The sequence below is a fragment of the Shigella sp. SIG6 genome (assembly GCF_053555815.1).
Genome location: NZ_JBQZXC010000044.1, coordinates 12,836 through 28,002 on the forward strand (window position 1 = coordinate 12,836; position 15,167 = coordinate 28,002).

At 49.3% G+C, this 15,167-nt stretch carries 13 protein-coding genes and 2 pseudogenes; 9 read left to right on the forward strand and 6 right to left on the reverse strand.

Features of this window, described 5'->3' with window-relative positions:
- The first annotated feature begins 6 nt into the window (after nucleotides 1-6).
- The 5 genes and pseudogenes from ACUU1M_RS09790 to ACUU1M_RS09810 all read left to right on the forward strand — a co-directional run bounded on the left by ACUU1M_RS09790 (nucleotide 7) and on the right by ACUU1M_RS09810 (nucleotide 4,856).
- The gene (locus ACUU1M_RS09790; protein ID WP_001174735.1) at nucleotides 7-600 is read left to right on the forward strand and encodes an XTP/dITP diphosphatase; all 594 of its coding nucleotides are present in this window, start codon (nucleotides 7-9) and stop codon (nucleotides 598-600) included.
- Nucleotides 593-1,729 (forward strand): radical SAM family heme chaperone HemW, encoded by a 1,137-nt coding sequence (hemW, locus tag ACUU1M_RS09795; protein WP_000239924.1) that lies wholly within the window; start codon nucleotides 593-595, stop codon nucleotides 1,727-1,729. Before ACUU1M_RS09790 ends, hemW begins: the two co-directional genes overlap by 8 nt.
- A gap of 314 nt (nucleotides 1,730-2,043) precedes the next feature.
- Nucleotides 2,044-3,007: pseudogene (locus tag ACUU1M_RS09800) on the forward strand (TRAP transporter substrate-binding protein).
- A 44-nt stretch (nucleotides 3,008-3,051) separates the two neighbouring features.
- Entirely contained in the window at nucleotides 3,052-3,555 is a 504-nt protein-coding gene (locus ACUU1M_RS09805; protein WP_000577038.1) for a TRAP transporter small permease, read from the forward strand.
- Entirely contained in the window at nucleotides 3,555-4,856 is a 1,302-nt protein-coding gene (locus ACUU1M_RS09810; protein WP_000378950.1) for a TRAP transporter large permease, read from the forward strand. Before ACUU1M_RS09805 ends, ACUU1M_RS09810 begins: the two co-directional genes overlap by 1 nt.
- A gap of 55 nt (nucleotides 4,857-4,911) precedes the next feature.
- Here ACUU1M_RS09810 and ACUU1M_RS09815 read toward each other — a convergent pair whose 3' ends face one another.
- The 5 genes from ACUU1M_RS09815 to trmB all read right to left on the reverse strand — a co-directional run bounded on the left by ACUU1M_RS09815 (nucleotide 4,912) and on the right by trmB (nucleotide 9,206).
- The gene (locus tag ACUU1M_RS09815) at nucleotides 4,912-5,919 is read right to left on the reverse strand and encodes a DUF1202 family protein (RefSeq protein ID WP_000745205.1); all 1,008 of its coding nucleotides are present in this window, start codon (nucleotides 5,917-5,919) and stop codon (nucleotides 4,912-4,914) included.
- Nucleotides 5,920-6,035: 116 nt separating this feature from the next.
- Nucleotides 6,036-7,082, reverse strand: a complete 1,047-nt coding sequence (gene ansB, locus ACUU1M_RS09820) for an L-asparaginase 2 (protein ID WP_000394136.1) — start codon at nucleotides 7,080-7,082, stop codon at nucleotides 6,036-6,038.
- A 175-nt stretch (nucleotides 7,083-7,257) separates the two neighbouring features.
- On the reverse strand, nucleotides 7,258-7,977 hold the full coding sequence (locus tag ACUU1M_RS09825; protein WP_000984792.1) for a YggN family protein: 720 nt from the start codon (nucleotides 7,975-7,977) through the stop codon (nucleotides 7,258-7,260).
- A gap of 183 nt (nucleotides 7,978-8,160) precedes the next feature.
- Nucleotides 8,161-8,487: a YggL family protein gene (locus ACUU1M_RS09830; RefSeq protein ID WP_001107556.1), complete on the reverse strand. Its 327-nt coding sequence runs from the start codon at nucleotides 8,485-8,487 to the stop codon at nucleotides 8,161-8,163.
- Nucleotides 8,487-9,206, reverse strand: a complete 720-nt coding sequence (trmB, locus tag ACUU1M_RS09835; RefSeq protein ID WP_000786918.1) for a tRNA (guanosine(46)-N7)-methyltransferase TrmB — start codon at nucleotides 9,204-9,206, stop codon at nucleotides 8,487-8,489. Before trmB ends, ACUU1M_RS09830 begins: the two co-directional genes overlap by 1 nt.
- A gap of 160 nt (nucleotides 9,207-9,366) precedes the next feature.
- Between trmB and mutY the strand changes: the two genes are divergently transcribed.
- From mutY to nupG, 4 genes are all read left to right on the forward strand, one after another.
- On the forward strand, nucleotides 9,367-10,419 hold the full coding sequence (gene mutY, locus ACUU1M_RS09840) for an A/G-specific adenine glycosylase (RefSeq protein ID WP_005076907.1): 1,053 nt from the start codon (nucleotides 9,367-9,369) through the stop codon (nucleotides 10,417-10,419).
- A gap of 27 nt (nucleotides 10,420-10,446) precedes the next feature.
- Nucleotides 10,447-10,722 carry an oxidative damage protection protein gene (locus ACUU1M_RS09845; protein WP_000091700.1) on the forward strand — a complete coding sequence of 92 codons (276 nt, stop codon included), beginning with the start codon at nucleotides 10,447-10,449 and terminating at the stop codon, nucleotides 10,720-10,722.
- A gap of 64 nt (nucleotides 10,723-10,786) precedes the next feature.
- A complete protein-coding gene (gene mltC / locus ACUU1M_RS09850; protein WP_005064048.1) occupies nucleotides 10,787-11,866 on the forward strand; it encodes a membrane-bound lytic murein transglycosylase MltC in 1,080 nt (359 codons plus the stop codon).
- Nucleotides 11,867-12,067: 201 nt separating this feature from the next.
- Nucleotides 12,068-13,324 (forward strand): nucleoside permease NupG, encoded by a 1,257-nt coding sequence (nupG, locus tag ACUU1M_RS09855; RefSeq protein ID WP_001049791.1) that lies wholly within the window; start codon nucleotides 12,068-12,070, stop codon nucleotides 13,322-13,324.
- A 48-nt stretch (nucleotides 13,325-13,372) separates the two neighbouring features.
- On the opposite strand, the pseudogene speC reads toward nupG, so the two are convergent.
- Nucleotides 13,373-15,121, reverse strand: a pseudogene (gene speC / locus ACUU1M_RS09860) (ornithine decarboxylase); the annotation flags it as partial.
- Nucleotides 15,122-15,167 lie beyond the last annotated feature (46 nt).

A 15,167-nucleotide genomic window follows, 5' to 3' on the forward strand; every position in this document is an offset into this window, starting at 1 on the left:
TATCCTATGCAAAAAGTTGTCCTCGCAACCGGCAATGCCGGTAAAGTGCGTGAGCTGGCGTCGCTGCTTAGCGACTTTGGTCTTGATATCGTGGCCCAAACAGACCTCGGCGTTGATTCCGCTGAAGAAACCGGCCTAACCTTTATCGAAAACGCGATTCTGAAAGCGCGCCATGCGGCAAAAGTGACCGGTTTACCGGCAATTGCCGACGACTCTGGTCTGGCGGTAGATGCGCTGGGTGGCGCGCCGGGTATTTACTCCGCGCGTTATTCCGGTGAAGACGCGACCGATCAAAAGAATCTGCAAAAACTGTTGGAAACACTGAAAGACGTACCGGACGACCAACGTCAGGCGCGTTTCCACTGCGTGCTGGTATATCTGCGTCACGCGGAAGATCCGACTCCGCTGGTATGCCACGGCAGCTGGCCGGGCGTGATTACTCGCGAACCAGCGGGCACTGGTGGCTTTGGTTATGATCCAATCTTCTTCGTACCTTCCGAAGGGAAAACCGCCGCCGAACTGACCCGCGAAGAAAAGAGCGCCATTTCCCACCGTGGTCAGGCGTTGAAACTGCTGCTGGACGCTTTACGTAATGGTTAAATTACCGCCGCTGAGTCTCTACATTCACATCCCGTGGTGCGTGCAGAAATGCCCGTACTGCGATTTCAACTCTCACGCGTTGAAAGGAGAAGTGCCGCACGACGATTATGTTCAGCATCTGCTTTGCGATCTGGACAATGATGTGGCTTACGCTCAGGGCCGTGAAGTAAAGACAATCTTTATTGGCGGTGGTACGCCGAGCCTGCTTTCCGGCCCGGCGATGCAAACGCTGCTAGACGGCGTGCGTGCGCGTTTGCCGCTGGCAGCGGATGCAGAAATTACTATGGAAGCGAACCCAGGCACGGTAGAAGCGGATCGCTTTGTCGATTATCAGCGTGCTGGTGTAAACCGTATCTCTATTGGTGTGCAGAGTTTTAGCGAAGAAAAGCTGAAACGACTTGGGCGTATTCATGGCCCGCAAGAAGCGAAACGAGCGGCAAAGCTGGCGAGCGGTTTAGGGTTACGTAGCTTTAACCTTGATTTGATGCATGGACTACCGGATCAATCACTGGAAGAGGCGCTTGGCGATCTACGCCAGGCCATTGAACTGAATCCGCCGCATCTTTCCTGGTATCAACTGACCATCGAACCTAATACGCTGTTTGGCTCGCGACCGCCGGTGCTGCCGGACGATGACGCGCTGTGGGATATTTTCGAACAGGGGCATCAGTTATTAACCGCAGCGGGTTATCAGCAATATGAAACTTCCGCTTACGCCAAACCCGGTTATCAGTGCCAGCACAATCTCAACTACTGGCGCTTTGGTGACTACATCGGTATTGGCTGCGGCGCGCACGGCAAAGTGACCTTCCCGGATGGGCGCATTCTGCGTACCACTAAAACGCGTCATCCTCGTGGTTTTATGCAAGGAAGGTATCTGGAAAGCCAGCGTGATGTCGAAGCCGCAGATAAGCCGTTTGAGTTCTTTATGAATCGCTTCCGTCTGCTGGAGGCCGCGCCGCGCGTGGAGTTTATTGCGTATACCGGGCTTTGCGAAGATGTGATTCGCCCACAGTTAGACGAGGCGATTGCCCAGGGTTATCTCACCGAATGTGCGGATTACTGGCAGATAACGGAACATGGTAAATTATTCTTAAACTCACTTCTTGAATTATTCCTCGCTGAGTAATCATTAATGCGCCTGCGGGCGCATTAATCACTTCTTTTATCCCCCCCGTTAATTAACCTCGGCAGAAATATATTTCTTACTGAATAAATATCGACGACATTTATTATATATATTTAGTGAATATTTACTAATCATTCATTGATTATAAATATGTACAACCTGGCGCACAAATTTAATATTTAATTTCTGACTTTATTTCAAGTTGTGATAAACATAGACAAGTTGTCAGACAGGTTAACCAATTTGTCGCACAAAGCACTGATAAGCACAATTAGATATCAACTAATTTCCATCCTTCAACAGGGAGTTTTTTTATGAAAATGAGGTCATTTACCCGCTCATTAGTCTGCGCATCCTTGCTGGCTCTGGTTAGCACTGGCGTAAACGCCGCAGAAAAAGTGACGTTAAAGTTAGCACACAACCTGGAAAGAAGTCATGTTGTACATCAGAGTTTTGAAGAGCTGGCGAAAGAGGTAAAACAGCTGTCAAAAGGTAATATGGTGATCCGTATTTATCCCAGCAGCCAGATGGGTAATGCGCGAGAAACTATGGAATTGTTGCAAAATGGCGCACTGGATATGACCAAAGGTTCCGCCAGTGATCTGGAGTCTTTTGATAATATTTATGCTATCTATAATTTGCCGTTCTTATTAAGTTGTTTTTGGTGAAGTTGGTAAAGAAATTATGGACTCAACAAAAGACAAAGGCTTTTTTGCTTTATCAGCTTATGTAGCGGGTACTCGCAGTTTCTATGCGAAAAAACCGATTACAAAGCCAGAAGATCTTAAAGGACTGAAAATTCGTGTTCAGCCAAGTCCGACCACCATCAAAATGATTGAACTGATGGGTGGTTCACCCACTCCAATTTCATTTGGCGAAGTTTATACTGCGATGCAGCAAGGTGTAGTAGATGGCGCAGAAAATAACGTGCCTTCCTGGGTGCAGACTCGACATATTGAAATTGCCAAAGTTTTTTCTGAAGATGAACACGCCTCAATTCCTGACTTTTTGGTTATCTCCATCAAAACATGGAATAAATTAACCCCAGAACAGCAACAAATCCTCGAAACAGCGGCGAAGAAATCCGAAGCTTATCAACAAAAATTGTGGGAAAAAATTGACGCTGACACACGTGCTCAGGCGAAAGCTATGGGGGGGGAAATTGTAAAAGTGGATAAAGCGCCATTCCGTAAAGCCGTGCAACCTCTGTTTGACGACTTCAAAAAAGATCCAAAACAAGCTGCTTTGTTAGAGAAATTCGACAACGCTGCTCAATAATATTCCGGGCCAGCCTCTGGCCCTGATTTTCCAGGATGCTTACAATGATATTTAACCGCCTGAAACTTGCGGTAGACCGCGTCATTGCCGCGTTTTCTGTCGCCGTAATGCTTGCTCTGGTTGTATGCGTAGTCTGGCAAGTATTTAGCCGCTACGTACTTAACCAGCCAAGTACATTAACCGATGAGCTGGCACGCTTTTTGATGATCTGGGTAGGATTATTAGGTGCTGCATATACCGTCAGCGCGCAGCGACATCTCTCTATTGATTTATTTGCTCTCGCCCTGAATAAGCGCAAACAATTACTTCTTAGTATAGTCATTAACGTTCTCATTTTAGGTTTTGCCGGTTCGGTCATTGTGACTGGTGGCCTGAAATTAATTGATAAAACACTGGCAACATCACAGGTATCTGCCGCTATGCAAATACCGATGGGATACGTATATATCATTCTGCCATTAAGTGGAGTGGTAATGATGTTTTATGCCTTGTGTTTTATTAATCAAAGCATTCAACAACTGAAACAACCTGCGCAGGAGGCCAGTTAATGGATAGTTATATCGCGATTACACTGTTTGGCTGTTTTTTTGTGCTGGTCTTTATTGGTGTGCCCATTTCGTTCTCAATCGGTATTGCCACTGTAGCGTCAATGCTTTTGATGTTTCCCTGGGATATCGCGGCAATCACTGTTTCGCAACGACTGGCTAATGGACTGGATAACTTTGCCCTGTTGGCAATCCCCTTTTTCATCTTTGCCGGAACACTGATGAACAGCGGCGGTATTGCGATACGTTTGATTAACCTCGCCCAGGTAATGGTTGGCCGCGTTCCTAGTTCGCTTGGTCATGTGAACGTCCTGGCGAATATGATGTTTGGTTCCATTTCTGGTTCAGCCGTTGCGGCAGCTGCTGCCGTTGGTGGCACACTGAATCCCATTCAGACCAAAGAAGGTTATGATCCGGCATTTTCTACCGCTGTAAACGTCTCATCTTGTATTACTGGATTACTGATACCGCCCTCAAACGTGTTAATTGTGTTTTCCCTGACAGCTGGCGGCGTTTCTGTAGCATCGCTGTTTATGGCGGGATATTTGCCAGGGATCTTAATGGGTCTTGCGGTAATGATAGTCTGCGGCATTATTGCTAAACGCCGTGGCTACCCGCTTTCAGAAAGAGCAACCTTTGCTCAGGCCTGTAAAGCGTTTCTGGATGCCTTACCAAGTTTGCTTCTGGTGTTCATTGTGATGGGCGGCATTCTGGGCGGCATTTTTACCGCAACTGAAGCGTCAGCAATTGCCGTTGTCTACACATTTATTCTCTCGGTGCTGATTTACCGGGAAGTAAAATGGCGCCATTTACCCAAACTGATTCTGGAGTCGGTTGTTACCACTTCGATTGTATTACTGTTGATCGGTTTTTCCGTGGGCATGTCCTGGGCAATGACTAATGCTGATATTCCTTATATGATCAGCGACGCATTGATGGGGATTTCTGATAACCCACTGATCATATTGCTGCTGATTAATATCGTCTTATTAATTGTCGGCATCTTTATGGACATGACACCGGCTGTACTAATCTTTACACCGATCTTCTTGCCGATTGCACAAGAGCTGGGAATGGACCCAGTACATTTCGGTATTATGATGGTGGCCAACCTTTGTATTGGGCTGTTAACACCGCCGGTGGGTAGTGCGCTATTTGTTGGTTGTTCTATCTCGGGTGTGAAGATTCAACATTTAATCAAACCATTGCTGCCATTTTATGCTGCATTGCTAGTAGCGTTGATGATGATCACTTACATTCCGCAAATATCCTTGTTCATTCCACAGCTACTAGGGCTAATGTAAAAAATAATTTGCCGGATAACTTTTTATATTATCCGGCAAAGGCACTTAACATGAGTTACTTAATCACCCCATTGCGCCGCAGTTGTTCGGTATCTTTTTTCCAGCGTTCATTAGCTTGGTTGATATCGTCAATTTTCATCAAAATCGCGACTTTTTTACTGTTTATTTCTGAAACTTTCATCGTTAACGGATATTGCCCTTTTTCGAGCGTTACCCAGTCATCCTGCAATTTACGGCTGAGTTTTTGTGATTGCAGAAAAGTCTGTCGCCGTTGTTCGTTGATATCGAAATCTCGTTTCTGCTGAATCGGCACTTCATAACACTCTTCACTCTGTTTATGACATGCCGCAATCGCCGGTTGATAAACCTCTTTGTCATATTTAACCGCGAACGCCTCGCTATCGTTCTGTTTATTAAACTCATCACGCTGTTGGTGAATTTTTTTAAAGGCTTCTTCGCGGGTCATTTGCTTACCGTTTGCATCTTTTCCCCAATATGCATCCGCTGCTTTCTGCGCCGCCACCATTTGCTTATCAAGCGCTTTCACTTCCTTTTCCAGCGCAGGAATCGAGTTCTTCTGGGTATTCAACGCAGATTCAAGCTGACTAAAGCGATAATTGAAATCTTCGCTATTCACGATCAGATATTTATTATTCGTTTTGATATCGTCGACCACCCGCCCACGATCGCTGGCTGCCGCCTGAAAAGAGTAAAAGTTCACCGACCAGCCAGACGCGGGCGTTCCTTTACTGGTTAACATCGCCGAGAATTTTACCGGTTTATCTTTCGTCCAAGTCTGTTCGAGCAGTTCGTAATCTGCCAACTGACCGACCCAGGTATAGAGATCGTCACTGGAAGAGACATCGCCTTCCGCTGACCAGGTGGCCTGATTACCCTTAGCATCAAGATTTTTTAAGCTGATGGCATCAAGCTTGAGAATGCCGTGATACTGCTTTTTGAATTGATCTTTTAAGATATTTTCAGTTGGCGGTTCGCCATCTGCCCAGGCATTACCAGTCATCAACATAAGCAGCGCCGTGCCAACAATCCATTGCTTTTTCACCCGAAAACCCTCGCGCGGAATAATTTATTCCGGTGATTATCATTAGGGTAATGAAAATTGGCAATGGACGTAAGTCTGAAGTGAAAAAGCCCCGGCACGATGCCGGGACGAGGTGATTAGTACTGATTGAAAATCTGCTGGATCTGCTGCGGATCTTTGGTTTGCGTCAGAGCCAGCTGCAGCAGGACGCGCGCTTTTTGCGGGTTCAGCGTGCCAGAGGCGACGAAGCCGTATTTCGCATCATCCACTTCAGCATCCTGAGTGGTAGCACCCGTCGGTACGCGGGAAGAACGCACTACTGCAGTGCCGTTTTTCGCGGCGGTTGCCAGGGTGTCGAACACGGATTTATACAGGTTACCATTACCCACACCAGCGCTAACGATGCCATCATAGCCCGCATCTACCAGTGCTTTAGCCGGAAGATCGGATGCGTTAGCGTAGTTATAAACGATGCCGACTTTCGGCAGCTCATTCAGCTTAGAGACATCGAATGGCGTATCGCTGGTGTGCTTACGTGCCGGGGTACGTTGGTAGTCAATCTTACCGTTGTGAATGTATCCCAGAGGACCGTAGTTAACAGACTTGAAGGTCGTTACGTCGGTGGTGTTGGTTTTGGTGACATCGCGACCGTCCAGTACGGTGTCGTTCATCACCACCAGCACGCCACGATTAGCGGAGGCTTTATCAGCTGCGGTCACTACCGCGTTATACAGGTTGAATGGACCGTCTGCGCTCATGGACGTGGACGGGCGCATTGCGCCGACCATCACCACCGGTTTGTCGCATTTCACCGTCAGGTCGAGGAAGTAAGCAGTTTCTTCCATCGTGTCGGTACCGTGGGTAATGACGAAGCCGTCGGTTTTATCGCAGTCGGTGTTAATTTTTTTCGCCAGTGTCAGCCAGACATTATCGTTCATGTCCTGGGAGCCGATATTCACTACCTGCTCGCCTTTAACGTTCGCAATGTCTTTTAGTTGCGGCACCGCATTAACCAGATTTTCTACGCCAACTTTACCCGCTGTGTAGTTAGATTTGGTTGCGGAGTCACCACCACCGGCAATGGTCCCGCCGGTTGCTAAAATGGTGATATTGGGTAATGCCAATGCTGCACCACTAAAACCCATAACCAGTGCGGCAAGTGCCGTCTTTTTGAAAAACTCCATTTCATTCCTCCAGTTACGTGAACGCTACGCATTATCCCTTAGCTTTGTATGGGAAATTTGACGTTAAACAATTTACAACGTGAATATATTTTGGAGATCTACAAAGTTAGAGGCAGGTAACAAAACGAAGAATTAAACGGCATAAAAAAGTATTATGCCGTCTTAAAATAGAGGATTATTTTAAATTCCCGACCAGGGCTTTGCGGCTATCTTCCAGAGTCACAACGCGGCTACAAACATCTTTGCCAAACTGCTGGAAATCTTTTTCCTGCTTTTTCCACTCGGTTTGGATTGAGGATTGCAGACCGCCCAAGCTTCCCAGCACATTCTGTAATGGGTTACCGCCGCTTTTCAGCACCGCTTTCGCGCCCATTTCATTAATGCTGTCCTGTAAAATTCCGCCCATTGCCTGATTCACTAGTTGCTGGCCTTCGGCGCGAACCTGATCAATGGCTTTATAGTGGAACGTCAGGCCATCGCTGCGCGTTTCGATAATGCGATTCATCTGCTCTTTAAGCTGCGCATCAAGTTTGGTCAGACGGCTGCGCATTTTGCTGCTGTCGCCCATCTCCTGAACGATAATTTTATCCAGCGCAATACGGGCTTTCTCGACGCGGCTTTTCGCGCCTTCATCAATCCACGGCAGCGTGCTACGTAGTTCAGCCTGATAATCCTTCGCCTGCTCGCGCTGGGCGGCATTCAGGGAATATTGCTTACCGTTATACATCACGTTGCCGTCTGGCGTGATCACCAGATTGCCGTTTTCGCCCTTCACCTGCACGGTTTGCGGGCTGACAATCACATCGTCACGCGGCGTGACGCTGCACTGGTAGTCGGCGTGAGCGGTCATTGCCGTCACTGAAAGTGCTGCCGCCAGCAGCATTTTGCGCATCATAGTCTTCCCTCAAGAACAAATCAGGCCAGCATATGCTGGCCCCAGATTGATAACAAAGTACGCGTTTTCCATGCCGGATGCGGCGTAAACGCCTTATCCCGCCTACTCGATCGTGCATCTCTGTAGGCCTGATAAGCGTAGCGCATCAGGCAGTTTTGCATTTGTCATCGCCCGTATGCTTTCTTAGTCCCACCAAACGTCGAAAAGTTCGCTGGTGCGTACCTCATCCAGTTTGCACTCTTCCAGCCACTTACGCACAATCGCCTGATGTTCTTCGGTGCATTTGCCGATTTCCTGCATGCAGATCAGACCTTCCCAGGCCAGATAACCGCTGCCGTCAAAGGCCAGTTTGTTCGGTTCGATAACCTCGTTAATAAAGTCATCAACGATTTTATCAATCTGTTCTTCCGATGTACCTTCCGGGAATCGCCATGCCACCGAAAATCCTAATTCCTGGAATTCGTCGATGTGCATTTTTTTACGCAGACGACGGCTACGGTTCTTTGCCATTATTTCACCCTCTCGAACATTAAGTCCCATACTCCGTGACCAAGACGATGACCACGTTGTTCAAATTTCGTCACCGGACGTGATGCCGGACGCGGTACGTAATCATTGCTCTCTGACAGGTTTTTATAACCGTCAATAGAAGACATCACTTCAAGCATATGTTCCGCATAAGGTTCCCAGTCGGTCGCCATATGGAATACGCCCCCCAGCTGCAGTTTGCTTTTTACCAGTTCGGCAAACGGCACTTGAACGATACGGCGTTTATTATGGCGCGCTTTGTGCCACGGGTCAGGGAAAAAGAGCTGCACCATGCGCAATGAATTGTCAGGAATCATTTTATGCAGCACTTCAACCGCATCGTGACACATCACGCGCAGGTTGCTTAAACCTTCTTCATGCGCAGAAGCCAGGCTCGCACCAACGCCCGGTGAATGCACTTCAATGCCGAGGAAGTCCTGCTCGGGGCGATCTTTAGCCATTGCCACCAGCGACGCCCCCATGCCAAAACCAATCTCAAGCGTCACCGGCGCTTCACGGCCAAAAAGCGCGGGGAAATCCAGCATATCTTCACTGAACTCAACGCCCATCACCGGCCAGTAGTTTTCCAGCGCATGTTCCTGGCCTTTGGTCAGTCGCCCCTGGCGGCGCACAAAACTACGGATACGGCGCAGTGGGCGGCCGTTTTCATCAAATTCCGGTGAAATGACGTCGTTTTTCATAAAGATTTAGTCGCTTGTGAAAGTGTTCTGAAAACGGGCATTATCCAAAGTTAGTTGCCGGATGCAAGCATGATAAGGCCGTGGCTGCGGAAAGTTCCGGTTTACACCCTGCCGTCGCTGTGCTGCAATCTTGCCCCCAACAACAGTGAAGTCGGTGACCATGCAAGCGTCGCAATTTTCAGCCCAGGTTCTGGACTGGTACGATAAATACGGGCGGAAAACGCTGCCCTGGCAAATTGACAAGACGCCCTACAAAGTATGGCTCTCAGAAGTGATGTTGCAACAAACTCAGGTTGCGACCGTTATCCCCTATTTTGAACGCTTTATGGCGCACTTCCCGACGGTGACCGATCTCGCCAATGCGCCGCTCGACGAAGTTCTCCACTTGTGGACCGGGCTTGGCTATTACGCCCGCGCGCGCAACCTGCATAAAGCGGCACAACAAGTGGCGACCTTACACGGCGGTAAATTCCCGGAAACCTTTGAAGAAGTCGCGGCGTTACCGGGCGTCGGGCGTTCCACCGCAGGCGCGATTCTCTCGCTTTCTCTGGGTAAGCACTTTCCGATTCTCGACGGTAACGTCAAACGCGTGCTGGCGCGCTGCTATGCTGTAAGCGGCTGGCCTGGGAAAAAAGAGGTCGAGAATAAACTATGGAGTTTGAGCGAGCAGGTGACGCCCGCGGTCGGCGTGGAACGGTTTAATCAGGCGATGATGGATTTGGGCGCGATGATTTGCACGCATTCGAAGCCGAAATGTTCGCTCTGTCCGCTACAAAACGGATGTATTGCCGCCACCAACAATAGCTGGTCGCTTTATCCGGGCAAAAAACCGAAACAGACGCTGCCGGAGCGCACCGGCTACTTTCTCCTGTTACAGCACGAAGATGAAGTATTGCTGGCGCAGCGTCCGCCGAGCGGATTGTGGGGCGGTTTATACTGTTTCCCGCAGTTTGCCGACGAAGAAAGTTTGCGGCATTGGCTGGCACAACGGCAGATTGCTGCCGATAACCTGACGCAACTGACCGCGTTTCGCCATACCTTCAGCCATTTCCACTTAGATATTGTGCCTATGTGGCTTCCCGTGTCGTCATTCACCGGCTGCATGGATGAAGGCAATGCGCTCTGGTATAACTTAGCGCAACCGCCGTCAGTTGGCCTGGCGGCTCCCGTGGAGCGTTTGTTACAGCAGTTACGCACTGGCGCGCCGGTTTAGCGCGTGAGTCGATAAAGAGGATGATTTATGAGCAGAACGATTTTTTGTACTTTCCTGCAACGTGAAGCAGAAGGTCAGGATTTTCAGCTGTACCCCGGCGAGCTGGGAAAACGCATCTATAACGAGATCTCCAAAGAAGCCTGGGCGCAGTGGCAGCACAAACAAACCATGCTGATTAATGAAAAGAAACTCAACATGATGAATGCCGAGCACCGCAAGCTGCTGGAGCAGGAGATGGTCAACTTCCTGTTCGAGGGTAAAGAGGTGCATATCGAGGGCTATACGCCGGAAGATAAAAAATAAAAACAGTGCCGGAGCACGCCTCCGGCAGCTTGCATAAAAACAAACACAACACGCACCCGGAATGATGAAAAAATATCTCGCGCTGGCTTTGATTGCGCCGTTGCTCATCTCCTGTTCGACGACCAAAAAAGGCGATACCTATAACGAAGCCTGGGTCAAAGATACCAACGGTTTTGATATTCTGATGGGGCAATTTGCCCACAATATTGAGAACATCTGGGGCTTCAAAGAGGTGGTGATCGCCGGTCCTAAGGACTACGTGAAATACACCGATCAATATCAGACCCGCAGCCACATCAACTTCGATGACGGTACGATTACTATCGAAACCATCGCCGGGACAGAACCTGCCGCGCATTTGCGCCGGGCAATTATCAAAACGTTGCTGATGGGTGACGATCCGAGTTCGGTCGATCTCTATTCCGACGTTGATGATATTACAATTTCGAAAGAACCTTTCCTTTACGGTCAGGTGGTGGACAACACCGGGCAGCCGATTCGCTGGGAAGGTCGCGCAAGCAACTTCGCGGATTATCTGCTGAAAAACCGTCTGAAAAGCCGCAGCAACGGGCTACGTATCATCTACAGCGTCACCATTAACATGGTGCCGAACCACCTTGATAAACGTGCGCACAAATATCTCGGCATGGTCCGCCAGGCGTCACGGAAATATGGCGTTGATGAGTCGCTGATTCTGGCAATTATGCAGACTGAATCTTCCTTTAACCCGTATGCGGTCAGCCGTTCCGATGCGCTGGGATTAATGCAGGTGGTACAAAATACTGCCGGGAAAGATGTGTTCCGCTCGCAGGGGAAATCCGGCACGCCGAGCCGCAGTTTCTTGTTTGATCCTGCCAGCAATATTGATACCGGCACCGCGTATCTGGCGATGCTGAACAATGTTTATCTCGGCGGAATTGATAACCCAACATCGCGGCGTTATGCCGTCATCACCGCCTATAACGGCGGCGCAGGCAGCGTGCTGCGAGTCTTTTCGAATGATAAGATTCAGGCTGCCAATATTATTAACACCATGACGCCGGGCGATGTTTATCAGACGCTGACGACCCGCCATCCCTCTGCGGAATCTCGCCGTTATCTTTATAAAGTGAATACCGCGCAAAAATCCTACCGCCGCCGATAATTCCATTAACCGCCCCTGACGATGCTCAGGGGCAAAAATGTTATCCACATCACAATTTCGTTTTGCAAATTGGGAATGTTTGCAATTATTTGCCACAGGTAACAAAAAACCAGTCCGCGAAGTTGATAGAATCCCATCATCTCGCACGGTCAAATGTGCTTTTTCAAACACTCATCCGCATCACGATGTGAGGAAATTAACATGAATCTTAAGCTGCAGCTGAAAATCCTCTCTTTTCTGCAGTTCTGTCTGTGGGGAAGTTGGCTGACGACCCTCGGCTCCTATATGTTTGTTACCCTGAAGTTTGACGGTGCTTCTATTGGCGCAGTTTATAGCTCACTGGGTATCGCCGCGGTATTTATGCCTGCGCTGCTGGGGATTGTGGCCGACAAATGGTTAAGTGCGAAATGGGTATATGCCATTTGCCACACCATTGGCGCTATCACGCTGTTCATGGCGGCACAGGTCACGACGCCGGAAGCGATGTTCCTTGTGATATTGATTAACTCGTTTGCTTATATGCCAACGCTTGGGTTAATCAACACCATCTCTTACTATCGCCTGCAAAATGCCGGGATGGATATCGTTACTGACTTCCCGCCAATCCGTATCTGGGGCACCATCGGCTTTATCATGGCAATGTGGGTGGTGAGCCTGTCTGGCTTCGAATTAAGCCACATGCAGCTGTATATTGGCGCAGCACTTTCCGCCATTCTGGTTCTGTTTACCCTGACTCTGCCGCATATTCCGGTTGCTAAACAGCAAGCGAATCAGAGCTGGACAACCCTGCTGGGCCTCGATGCATTCGCGCTGTTTAAAAACAAGCGTATGGCAATCTTCTTCATCTTCTCAATGCTGCTGGGCGCGGAACTGCAGATTACCAACATGTTCGGTAATACCTTCCTGCACAGCTTCGACAAAGATCCGATGTTTGCCAGCAGCTTCATCGTGCAGCATGCGTCAATCATCATGTCGATTTCGCAGATCTCTGAAACCCTGTTCATTCTGACCATCCCGTTCTTCTTAAGCCGCTACGGTATTAAGAACGTAATGATGATCAGTATTGTGGCGTGGATCCTGCGTTTTGCGCTGTTTGCTTACGGCGACCCGACTCCGTTCGGTACTGTACTGCTGGTACTGTCGATGATCGTTTACGGTTGCGCATTCGACTTCTTCAACATCTCTGGTTCGGTGTTTGTCGAAAAAGAAGTTAGCCCGGCAATTCGCGCCAGTGCACAAGGGATGTTCCTGATGATGACTAACGGCTTCGGCTGTATCCTCGGCGGCATCGTGAGCGGTAAAGTTGTTGAGATGTACACCCAAAACGGCATTACCGACTGGCAGACCGTATGGTTGATTTTCGCTGGTTATTCCGTGGTTCTGGCCTTCGCGTTCATGGCGATGTTCAAATATAAACACGTTCGTGTCCCGACAGGCACACAGACGGTTAGCCACTAATTACGCAAAGAAAAACGGGTCGCCAGAAGGTGACCCGTTTTTTTATTCTTACTTCAACACATAACCGTACAATCGTTTCATGCCATCCGCATCGGTTTCGCTATAGACACCTTGCAACTCCGGCGAAAATCCCGGCAACAAATTCACGCCTTCTTCCAGCGCAAGGAAATAACGTTGAACCGCCCCACCCCAGACTTCCCCGGGTACCACGCAAAGCACGCCAGGTGGATAAGGCAACGCCCCTTCTGCCGCAATTCGCCCTTCGGCATCACGAATCCGCACCAACTCCACTTCACCGCGAATATAAGCGCTATGCGCATCCTGGGGGTTCATCACCACTGACGGGAAACTCTGCTGGCGGAACATCGCTTTTTGTAGGTCTTTGACGTCGAAACTGACATACAGATCGTGCATCTCCTGACACAACTGGCGCAGGGTGTAGTCGCGATAGCGCACCGGATATTTGTTATAAACGCTCGGCAACACCTCAGCCAGCGACGAGTCATCCTCAATATGCTGTTCAAATTGCGCCAGCATCGCCACCAGTTGTGCCAGCTTCTCGTGGCTTTCCGCCGGAGTTAATAAGAACAGAATGGAGTTGAGATCGCACTTCTCCGGCACAATGCCGTTCTCACGCAGATAGTGCGCCAGAATCGTCGCCGGAACGCCAAAGTCGCTATATTCGCCGGTTTCGGCATTGATACCTAGTGTAGTGAGTAACAGCTTGCACGGATCAACAAAATACTGATCCGCGGCATATCCTTCAAAGCCGTGCCACTTCGCCCCCGACTCAAAACTGAAAAAACGGCGGTCGCTGGCTAACACTGATGTCGGATAATCCTGCCACAATTTGCCATCAACAACGGGCGGGATAAACGGGCGGAACAGCTTACAGCGCGCAAGAATAGCCTTGCGCGACTCAATACCCAACTCAACGCACTCAGCCCACAGCCGACGCCCACTCTCCCCTTCATGAATTTTGGCGTTAATATCCAGTGCAGCAAACAGCGGATAGAAAGGGCTGGTAGAAGCATGGAGCATAAAGGCGTTATTCAACCGCTTATGCGGGCAAAAACGCGCCTGTCCGCGGATATGGTTATCTTTTTTATGGATCTGCGACGTCTGTGAGAATCCAGCCTGCTGTTTGTGCACCAACTGGGTCACAAAAATCCCCGGATCGTTTTCGTTAAGTTCTAACAGCAGCGGCGAGCTATCCGCCATCATCGGGATAAACTGTTCGTAACCGACCCACGCGGAATCAAACAGAATGTAATCACACAGATGCCCAATGGTATCGATCACCTGACGGGCGTTATAGACAGTGCCGTCATAGGTTCCCAGCTGAATAATCGCCAGGCGAAACGGGCGCGGCAGGTCGGCTTTTTCTGGCGCAACGTCGCGAATTTGCTGGCGCAGATACTCTTCATTAAAACAGTGCACATCAATACCGCCAATGAAACCAAACGGGTTACGTGAAGCTTCCAGATAGACCGGCGTCGTCCCCGCCTGAATCAGCGCGCCGTGATGATTCGACTTATGGTTGTTACGGTCGAAGAGCACCAGATCGCCACGCGTTAACAGCGCATTCGTCACCACTTTATTCGCTGCCGATGTGCCGTTCAGCACAAAATAGGTTTTATCGGCATGAAAGACTTTGGCTGCGAATTTCTGCGCATCTTTCGCCGATCCTTCATGAATAAGCAGATCGCCCAATTTTACGTCAGCGTTACACATATCGGCGCGAAAGACGTTCTCACCAAAGAAATCGTAAAAATGGCGTCCGGCAGGATAATGCCGATCAGTTAAGGATCAGTTGACCGATCCAGTGGCTGTGTAAGAATCC